Below are 8,785 nucleotides of genomic sequence, written 5' to 3' on the forward strand. Positions count from 1 at the left end.
TTACCTTTTTCGGGCATTTGGCACTAAATAACCCTACACTTCCTATGCCTTTTGCTACCACTTAAAGCAAAAACGCACAGCTCGACCGAAGCTGTGCATGTTCTATTTCTTTCTAGTAGCCCATAGCCCTGGGCTACCAAATTGTTCACGATTAATGAACTTCAACATCTTGAGTGTTTGGCTCATCTGTTGGTGCTGCGTTCAAATTCTGCAGCATTTTTTGTAGATTACGCAGAGAATGCAGGTGCAAATACGCAAGCTCTAGACCGTCACTTGAGAACAGCTGTTGAAGATCTTCTGCCTTGATCGCTTTCAGTTTCTCTTTATTGATCACTTTAAAGCCTGTTAACGTGCGCTCTTCACCAGTCGGTAGAGTGAACTTCGCTCCCATATCTTCGAATAGATCGAGCTCAGCGAGCTTCTTACAAAACGCTTGAGTACGCTGGTAGTGGCCTTGGTAATCCTGAAGGAAGTCCAAAACCTTGTTTAGATACTGAGTTTGATTCCCTTCAGAATCGAACAGACGTTCACCTTTGTTATCTTGGTTACATCCCGCGTAAGATTCATCAATACACAGGGTCAACGTTTTACCCTCATCACCGCTCGCAAACACAAACGGATAACGGCGAACAAATGCGGGTACATACTTCGCGACCCATTGGCCTTGATCGTTTACGTAAAGGTTTTGATCTTCACTAATACCCATAACAACAACAGGAAGAAGCTGGTCGCCCTCGCCTGCAAATACAATCGAGTAATCTTCAGCTGCATGAGGAAACTCTACAGCCATCAAGGGTACTGAGTTCACTTTCTTGGCGAAATCGTAGTTGTTCTCTGGCTTAATTGCCCAATCCAAGTGACGTTTCTTGTTTACTGCTTCAACCTGACCGTAAATTAATAGTTGCGTAGCCACATCGAACTCCTTTTCAAAATATTTATAACTGATGTTTATGAAGTATCATGCTAGTACAAAGCTAGTCTTGAAAGCTCAAGGTCTTCTTCCAGAGCTCGTAAGTCAGTCGGGACCTCCTCTCCCTGCAGAGCACTATTTATCTGCTCTAAATCAAACTCGGTTAGTGTCCCTACCGCTCTTTTTAGGCGTAGGTTGTTATAAAGATAGTCATAGCGTGCTGCTGAATATTCCGTTCGAGCAATGAACAAGTCACGCACAGCATCAAGCACGGTAACACTGTTCGTAACACCAGAGTCGAAAGACTCTTGCTTCACTTCAACGGCTAGTTCATAGGCTTCAACAGACTTTTGCAGCGCTTCGACTTTGCGAATAGCGCTGTTTACGCCCGTAAATGCAGCTCTTGTCTCACGAGAAGTCTTTCTCCAAACCTCTTCGAGCTCATCTTTTGATTTGCTGTATAAGCTAGAAGATTCACGAACTTTGGATGACACTGCACCACCCGCATAAAGTGGAACGTTAAGCTGAACCATATAGCTTTGAGTATCGACTTCACTGCCACCACCAAACAACGAACCGTCGGTTTCGCTTTTGTTGTAGCTAGCGACAAAATCTACTGTTGGATAGTGGCCGCCCTCTTGTCGACGAATCTCTTCACGAGCTGCAGCCATTGCACTTTGCTTGGCTAAGATAGAAGGGTTGTTTTTTTGAGCGCTTTCAATCCATGAATCGACACGCAATGGATCGGGTGTAACCAATGCAAGCTCTTCTCCAAGCGTTGCCATTGAAGCAGGCAAAGTTCCTGTCAGCTCATACAAGCCTTGAAGTGAATCACGAAGCTCATTCCCTATTTCGATCTTACGCGCTTGTGCTTGCAGAAAACGAGCTTCTGAATCTAATAGGTCAGTCGTACGAGCCAAGCCATTGTTCATTTGTAGCTCGACACGCTCATAGTGTTTCTCTAAGGATTTAACCTCGGCATCAATACCAAGATAGGTATCGCGTTTCTTGAGCACATTAAAGTATGCCTCAGCAACTCGAAGAATCAGCTCTTGACGAACATCCTCTAACTCCGCTGCCACGCGTTTAACGTCTTCTTTGGCTTGTGCGAAGTACGCCCAGTTACTGAAGCTGTATATAGATTGGGTTAATGAGAGATTGTAATCGTATACGGGATAATCAGTATCATCGGATTTAAATACTTCGTTATCCGTACTTACGATGTCTTCGTATACCTTGGTATAGCTGGCATCAAACTTAATGGTTGGTAGCAACACAGCCAAAGCCTGGTCGTAGACCTCTCTGTCTGCGTCGTGCTGTGATATACCCGCTCGGTAGATCGGGTCGTAGTCGATGGCTTGACGATAGATATCAAGCAAATCTTCAGCATGGCTGCTCGAAGCAGCCATGGCTAATATAAGGCCAGAAATTGCATTCTTTAACATCTATACTCATCCCTGCTATAGATAGGTGAAAATCAACGGCATCCGTGTGTTGAATAAGCCAAAAGAACGAACCTGAGCTAACTAAGACTATTTAAGTTTTATTATTCTTTAATTTAATTTTAATACTAGCCGAAAGCATCAAACGCACAACCATTATTTTAACAAAAACATTACATTAGTTTGCGCTAACATTCAGCCTTTCGATCAACTTCATGGCTTTAGTACTAATCACGGAAAAGGACTATACAAAAAGAGTTTTGTGGTTATAAGACTGGTGCTTTCTATATCTCAAAATTCTAAGGCTACGTCTTATTAATGAGACTATCAACAAGGCGTTACATTGACAAATGCAATGGGAAACACATTAGCAACAGTTGCATTTATAAAATCATCAATAACCAAAGCAAGCATTAAGTCATTATAAAAACTCAGGTTTTTATACAAAGAGCAGCAGAAAGGAATCATAGAGTTGAGAAATACAAAAAAGGCAGACTTACCGCAGAAAGTCTGCCCTGTTTGTCAGAGACCATTTACCTGGCGAAAGAAATGGGCACTCTGTTGGGAAGAAAAGAGATACTGCTCAAAACGGTGCTACAGTATGAGAAGTTCTGTAAACCGTTCATAATATTAGTTTACGCAGTCACTTCCTCAAAGGTTGTTACAACACTGTTATCGCTACCTAACCCATTCCAAACGTAATCATCGGCCTGATGATCGTTCTCCCACGTTTCTTCATTGATCAGATATCTAAACTGGAAACTTGAATCTTTCGCCAGTCTTGTTTTATAGGTAAACACTTTTTGGCGATTCAATTTCATTGCAACAGGTTGCCAATCACTAAAGTCACCACAAATCGCAACACTAGAGATATCATCCTCTTTCGTCCATTGAAAAGTCACTTCAACTTCATCTTTGGTTTTAAAAAAACGTTTCTTAAACATATCTACTCCCTGATAAAAAATAATAAACTGGCTATTACAATTAGTGCGCCCTGGAAGCGCCTGTCACCTTCAAGATAACGATCGCTTTCAAAAAACTATCACCTTGAAAACGTTTGCAATCTTTGCGCCAGCAAACAAAAATTGGACATATAAGGGTCAGCATACCTCGAAAAAATATTATGCAATACGAGCAATATCAAAAATGCACAACAAATCATCAGATTGCAACATTTTTGGGCACAGCCCTATAGCGCCCTCTTTCCACCCACCAAGTAATCTGAACCAGCTTTGTTGAATGACCTATACTAACAAGTAGAACAAATAGGCAAATACATAAGTAATTACACAACAATGAGGCATTAGCCCTTTACTTCTGACGCCAAGCATAGAAGACTGCGTCTCAAGATGTACATGAGTCAGTTAAGATATGAACACCACCACGGCAAAAAAATCCAACCCTATCAGTGAAATCCTCTTTAACGTTCTGATCCCATCTCTCATATTGATGAAGTTCAGTGGAGAAGAGCACCTAGGAACAGTCATGGCACTTGTTGTTGCGTTAATGTTCCCTGTGATCTACGGCGGTATGGATCTCATCCGAAATAAGAAATTCAACCTTATATCGATTCTTGGCTTTGTCAGCGTATTGTTGACAGGTGGCATCGGTCTATTCGAGTTAGATACAAAATGGCTAGCTCTAAAAGAAGCACTGATCCCAGGCTTGATTGGCCTAGCAGTATTAGGCTCAACTTTTACTCGCTACCCTTTCATGCAAAAGATGATTTTCAACGGCAGTATCTTCAACTTACCTCTTATCAAAGAGCGTCTAGAAGAGAACAACAAGACACAAACTTTCGAGCGCAGCTTGTCGATGTCTAACTACTTCTTCGCTGGCACATTCGCTTTCTCTTCAGCGATGAACTACTTCCTCGCAACTTGGATCGTAACGAGTCCATCAGGAACCGCAGCATTTAACGAAGAACTCGGTAAGCTTACCTTATACAGCTACCCTGCGATTGCCATTCCAAGCATGCTCATGATGATGGCTATCTTTTACTATCTATGGCGTCAGATTCGTCAGATGACCTCTTTGGATGCTGAAGAGATCTTTATAAGCACTAAGTAACCTCAGCTCTGGGTAATTGAAGCTATTCAGCATGTGAACTAAGAACAGAAATATCACCCAAAAACCATTAAGTAAAAATGCCAACAAGAACATCTTGTTGGCATTTTTAATCCCACCATTTTTGCTTTTATAACTGTGCTAGACTGCCTCAGCTACCTGTTGAGGCGCCTCTATTGAACCACTCAATGAGACATAGCGAATCTTGCCCTTACCAGCCTTCTTCGCTTGGTACATCCCCTTGTCAGCAACGGAAAGACTCTCTATCAAGTCAAAGTGTTTAGTATCAACCACCACCACTCCAAGACTACTACCCAAATTGTGTTTAACCTTCTCGAGAGCCTTCAATTGCTTCTGAGCGGTAATCGCCAAAATCTCTTCAGCTAAGGCTTTCACTTTTGCTTCATCACTTGCATCACGAATGAAAACCGCAAACTCATCACCACCTAAACGGCCAACATCATACTCACGTACTTTATCTTCACCGAGCACCGTGAAAACGGTTCTTTTTAGCTGAGTCGCATACTCTGCTAGAACTTCATCACCAAAGTCGTGATTGTATTCATCGTTAATAAGCTTAAAGTTATCTAGGTCGATATAAATAAGCCCTGTGTATCTAGTACTGCCTAATTGAATCTCATGGTAGAGCACAGAACGGAACGTCACTCGATTGGAAAGCATAGTGAGAGAGTCTAGATACGCGAGACTGGCAATTCCGCCTTCGTGCATATCTAAGATTTGTTGGTCTGCTCGGCCTTGAAAAAAAATCAGGATGTGACACATACCACTCAAAGCAACCAGTGTGATGACAACTCGAACTGAGATTACGTCGCCATATTCCACTCGGCTCAATCCAAGCTCATATCCAACCATGAGAATGACGGCGGTTATCAGCAAGAACATAGAATTGAGGATTAACCCGTTACGAAAAGAGTTAATAAATATCCCAACGGCCACCAGCAAGTAACACCAGAGCATACCGGTAGACTCATGTCCCCCCGTATAGAGGAGCAAGATCGCAAGCGAGTAGTTGATGGCCGTAAGGCCAATTCGCCCTGCCTCTCGATTTCTGTTCATCAAGAAGACATTAAACATGGCGGCAACAGAGAAGAATCCCAAGATGCCGCTAAGCAAGTCATCGTCACCGAATAAGTACGCGTTTAAAAACAAGAGAACAAGAAAGAACAGGCCAAATACGGTAAACGAGTTCACCATAAGCTGCATCCTGCGATGTTTATCTTCTACTATGTCGACTAGTTTATCGGCAACAAAGTTGTGGGCGTTTATCGTCATCCTGTTTACCGAAGTGATTATCCTTTACGCATATTACATTTATTTAACGAATATATCGACTGGGAGTGTGTTGTCTACAGAAAACCTACTTATGGAGATTACCTGAATCTCAATTTGACATGAAGGCTATTGAATCAATTTAGCTTACAAACGAATATTCATAGCATACATTCAATTAACTTCATTGTGCCAAATGATTGTAATAAATAATAACCTCTTAAATTGGTACCAAACCAAACATGTCGACTACCTGGGGGAGAACCCAATAAGCCCGCAATCTGAACGCCAGCTACAACGCCTACAAAGCGATATAATTAGGCCACTTCAAACCCAGCTCGGCGCGGTAGATATTACCTACGGCTACACCAGCCACTCTTTGCTTCGTTGGATATTGAAGAACAGCCCAGGTGACATGGCTCCTGATATTGACCAACACGCTTCGATGGAACTCAACAGCAAAGGCAAACGCATTTGTAAACGCGATGGTGCAGCCTGCGATTTCTATATTGAAGGCTATGAACACCGAATGGATGAGGTCGCGAAATACATTTGCACTCACCTAGCGTTCGACCGCCTCTACTTTTATGGAAAGAACAAACCGATTCACATCAGCATCGGGCCTGAAAACAGCCGATATGCACTGATTCGACAAACACGAAGTGATGGGCTTCGCGTAAATACGAAAAGTGCAAACGGCAGCGCCACACAGATCTTATTCGATGACTTATAATCGAAAAAACATCTGAGAGGACAAGGAATGAACGAAGAACTGTTTGCTGAGTTGGTGGCACAAATCAAAGTGGGAAAACAATTGCCGGATGCCGTTTACCTTCACAGAGACGCCTTTAATGCCCTTCCGAACGTTCTCACTCAATTCATTCCTGCTGTTGCAAAAGCCGTTAGCTTAGAAGATGACAACTGGAACCTAGTTAAGCTATTCAAGAAAGAATTCCGCTTATCCCTGCTTCACTACCCTGACTTTTACACCGATTCTTACCCGGCTTTAAAACAGAGCTTAAACGTCGACCTCTCTAAACTCAGCCATAAAATTATGAGCTACGAAGGCTCTGATAACCCTCCGATTTTGCACCGCAAAGAGACCATGATTCAGCCCGACAGCGAATACTTCGAGCACTTCACCTCTCTAACACAAGAGGGGGAAAATGCAGGGTTGTACGAGAACAGCCGCTTGATTGGATTTAAGCGCTCTTGGGAGAACTTGATTGCACGCCATGGCTACGAGCTCGTCGATGGCCGCCTATTTCGTAGCTCTGCAATCTCGCAAGTAGAAGATGCAGGCATAGACAGACACAGAACCGCGCTAGTAAGACATGAGCTGTCTGCCCCGATGAAAACCTTGGTAAAGCATGGTTACTTGGAAGGATCCTACTCTATTTTCGACTACGGTTGCGGACGAGGTGACGACTTACGAGAGCTTGAAGCGCACGGTTTAGATGTGCTTGGTTGGGACCCGAACTTTCAACCGGACAACGATAAAGTTAATTCCAGCATCGTTAACTTAGGCTTTGTGCTTAACGTTATTGAAGATCAAGATGAACGGTTAGAGGCACTTTTAGGAGCTTGGGAGCTAGCCGACAAGTTCTTGGTGGTATCTGTGATGCTGGCGAACGAGAACTATATTGCGCAGTTCAATCCCTATAAAGATGGGGTGATCACCTCTCGTAATACCTTTCAAAAGTACTACGCGCAATCTGAAATAAAAGCATACATAGAAAGAAGCCTTCAAGAAGACGCCATTACCGTCGCACCCGGTATTTTCTATATATTCAAAGACAAACTTGAAGAACAGCAATACTTACAGAGTAAATACAAACGACACCACAAGTGGCAACAACTGACTTCGCCAGAACCTATCGAAGCGAAAGATAAAGCCAAGCTACTTATCACTAAGCATCAAGACTTGTTCAACAGCTTTTGGAATACCTGCTTAGAACTAGGCCGTATTCCTTCCAATGACGAATTTGAACACTCCGACAAAATCCGAGAGATCATCGGCTCACACAAAAAAGTGTTCAACTTGCTGCAAGAGATGTTCGATACCCAAGAGTTTGAGCAAGCGGAAAAGAGCAGGAAGGAAGACCTGCTGCTGTACTTTGCGATAGGACTGTTTGAGAAGAGAAAGCCTTACACCCAGCAGCCAGAGCCACTAAAGCGCGATATCAAAGCGCTATTTGATGACTACAAAACTGCCATTAATCTGGCCGCTGAGCTGCTGTTCGCGATTGCCGACACCGACTTAATCCAGCAGCAGTGTGAGAAAGCACACAACCAGTTACCAGCCAGCCTTCTGAACGACGGGCACTCATTGATTCTGCACCGAGACTTTATTGATGATTTGCCATTGCTGCTGCGAGTCTACGTAGGCGCGGGGCTACAGATGTATGGTGAGCTGGATGAAGAGATAGACCTAATTAAAATTCATATCACATCCGGTAAGCTCACCCTAACCGCTTATGACGACTTTGAAAGATCGGTTCCTTTCTTAGTCGAGCGCATAAAAATCAAGATGGCCGAGCAAGACATCGACTTCTTCGATTACGTTAATGAAGAACGCAGGCCGCCATTGCTGAATAAGCATCTTTACATCCCAACCGAACATGAGAGCTACAAGAAACAACAGAGCTTCGACAAACGATTGGCGAAGCTCATGGAGTTTGAATCAAATGAAGAAACGCAAATGGTGAGAGCAGAGTTTGAAGTGCTTTTAGGTAAACACAACAAAGAGATCAAAGGGTTTACTTTGAGTTCCTCTACTAACTAGCGAATCAACTATAAATAAGGTCGAGGCTGTAACAGATTCTGTGTATCTGCCATCTAGTTAATGTATTTTTCTAATCGTTCCTCGAACTCGATAATAAATCGACTCATAGCTTGACGCCAGTTTTGAATGGGCATTGTCCATTTCTTGCTTGCGTCTTTGATCGCTAGATACACCATCTTGGTTGCGGCCTCGTCGTTTGGGAAGATCTTACGTTTCTTGAGTGCTTTCCGTATTACGCTGTTCAGAGACTCAATCGCATTGGTGGTGTAAATGGCCCGACGGATATCTTCA

At 43.1% G+C, this 8,785-nt stretch carries 9 protein-coding genes; 4 read left to right on the top strand and 5 right to left on the bottom strand.

Annotation, left to right across the window (positions count from 1 at the left end; translation table 11 throughout):
• Window positions 1-151 precede the first annotated feature (151 nt).
• Entirely contained in the window at window positions 152-913 is a 762-nt protein-coding gene (locus tag DPF91_RS19865) for a SapC family protein (protein ID WP_117236183.1), read from the bottom strand.
• A gap of 50 nt (window positions 914-963) precedes the next feature.
• The gene (locus DPF91_RS19870) at window positions 964-2,355 is read right to left on the bottom strand and encodes a TolC family outer membrane protein (RefSeq protein WP_117236184.1); all 1,392 of its coding nucleotides are present in this window, start codon (window positions 2,353-2,355) and stop codon (window positions 964-966) included.
• A 469-nt stretch (window positions 2,356-2,824) separates the two neighbouring features.
• Between DPF91_RS19870 and DPF91_RS19875 the strand changes: the two genes are divergently transcribed.
• Window positions 2,825-2,980, top strand: a complete 156-nt coding sequence (locus DPF91_RS19875; protein WP_117236185.1) for a DUF2256 domain-containing protein — start codon at window positions 2,825-2,827, stop codon at window positions 2,978-2,980.
• A gap of 7 nt (window positions 2,981-2,987) precedes the next feature.
• Here the strand turns inward: DPF91_RS19875 and DPF91_RS19880 are convergent, their stop codons facing one another.
• Window positions 2,988-3,296: an isoamylase early set domain-containing protein gene (locus DPF91_RS19880; protein ID WP_117236186.1), complete on the bottom strand. Its 309-nt coding sequence runs from the start codon at window positions 3,294-3,296 to the stop codon at window positions 2,988-2,990.
• 427 nt (window positions 3,297-3,723) lie between these two features.
• Here DPF91_RS19880 and DPF91_RS19885 point away from each other — a divergent pair, with 427 nt between their 5' ends.
• Window positions 3,724-4,422, top strand: a complete 699-nt coding sequence (locus tag DPF91_RS19885) for a VC0807 family protein (protein WP_117236187.1) — start codon at window positions 3,724-3,726, stop codon at window positions 4,420-4,422.
• Between the two features lie 138 nt (window positions 4,423-4,560).
• Here DPF91_RS19885 and DPF91_RS19890 read toward each other — a convergent pair whose 3' ends face one another.
• Window positions 4,561-5,712, bottom strand: coding sequence for a GGDEF domain-containing protein (locus DPF91_RS19890; protein ID WP_117236188.1), 1,152 nt, complete (start codon window positions 5,710-5,712; stop codon window positions 4,561-4,563).
• A gap of 193 nt (window positions 5,713-5,905) precedes the next feature.
• Between DPF91_RS19890 and DPF91_RS19895 the strand changes: the two genes are divergently transcribed.
• Both DPF91_RS19895 and DPF91_RS19900 read left to right on the top strand, forming a co-directional pair.
• Window positions 5,906-6,442 (top strand): hypothetical protein, encoded by a 537-nt coding sequence (locus DPF91_RS19895; protein WP_164684250.1) that lies wholly within the window; start codon window positions 5,906-5,908, stop codon window positions 6,440-6,442.
• Window positions 6,443-6,469: 27 nt separating this feature from the next.
• Window positions 6,470-8,494, top strand: a complete 2,025-nt coding sequence (locus tag DPF91_RS19900; protein ID WP_117236189.1) for a DNA phosphorothioation-associated putative methyltransferase — start codon at window positions 6,470-6,472, stop codon at window positions 8,492-8,494.
• 53 nt (window positions 8,495-8,547) lie between these two features.
• Here the strand turns inward: DPF91_RS19900 and DPF91_RS19905 are convergent.
• Window positions 8,548-8,785, bottom strand: a 238-nt coding sequence (locus DPF91_RS19905) for a transposase (RefSeq protein WP_164684205.1), incomplete at its 5' end; no start/stop codon positions are given.

This window comes from Vibrio maerlii (genome assembly GCF_003415655.1).
In the GTDB taxonomy this organism is placed as follows: Bacteria; Pseudomonadota; Gammaproteobacteria; order Enterobacterales; family Vibrionaceae; genus Vibrio; species Vibrio maerlii.

Coding starts and splice junctions, on each gene's coding strand:
- DPF91_RS19870 (WP_117236184.1), bottom strand. CDS start 2,355: ATGTTAAAGAATGCAATTTCTGGCCTTATATTAGCCATGGCTGCTTCG.
- DPF91_RS19880 (WP_117236186.1), bottom strand. CDS start 3,296: ATGTTTAAGAAACGTTTTTTTAAAACCAAAGATGAAGTTGAAGTGACT.
- DPF91_RS19885 (WP_117236187.1), top strand. CDS start 3,724: ATGAACACCACCACGGCAAAAAAATCCAACCCTATCAGTGAAATCCTC.
- DPF91_RS19890 (WP_117236188.1), bottom strand. CDS start 5,712: ATGACGATAAACGCCCACAACTTTGTTGCCGATAAACTAGTCGACATA.
- DPF91_RS19895 (WP_164684250.1), top strand. CDS start 5,906: ATGATTGTAATAAATAATAACCTCTTAAATTGGTACCAAACCAAACAT.
- DPF91_RS19900 (WP_117236189.1), top strand. CDS start 6,470: ATGAACGAAGAACTGTTTGCTGAGTTGGTGGCACAAATCAAAGTGGGA.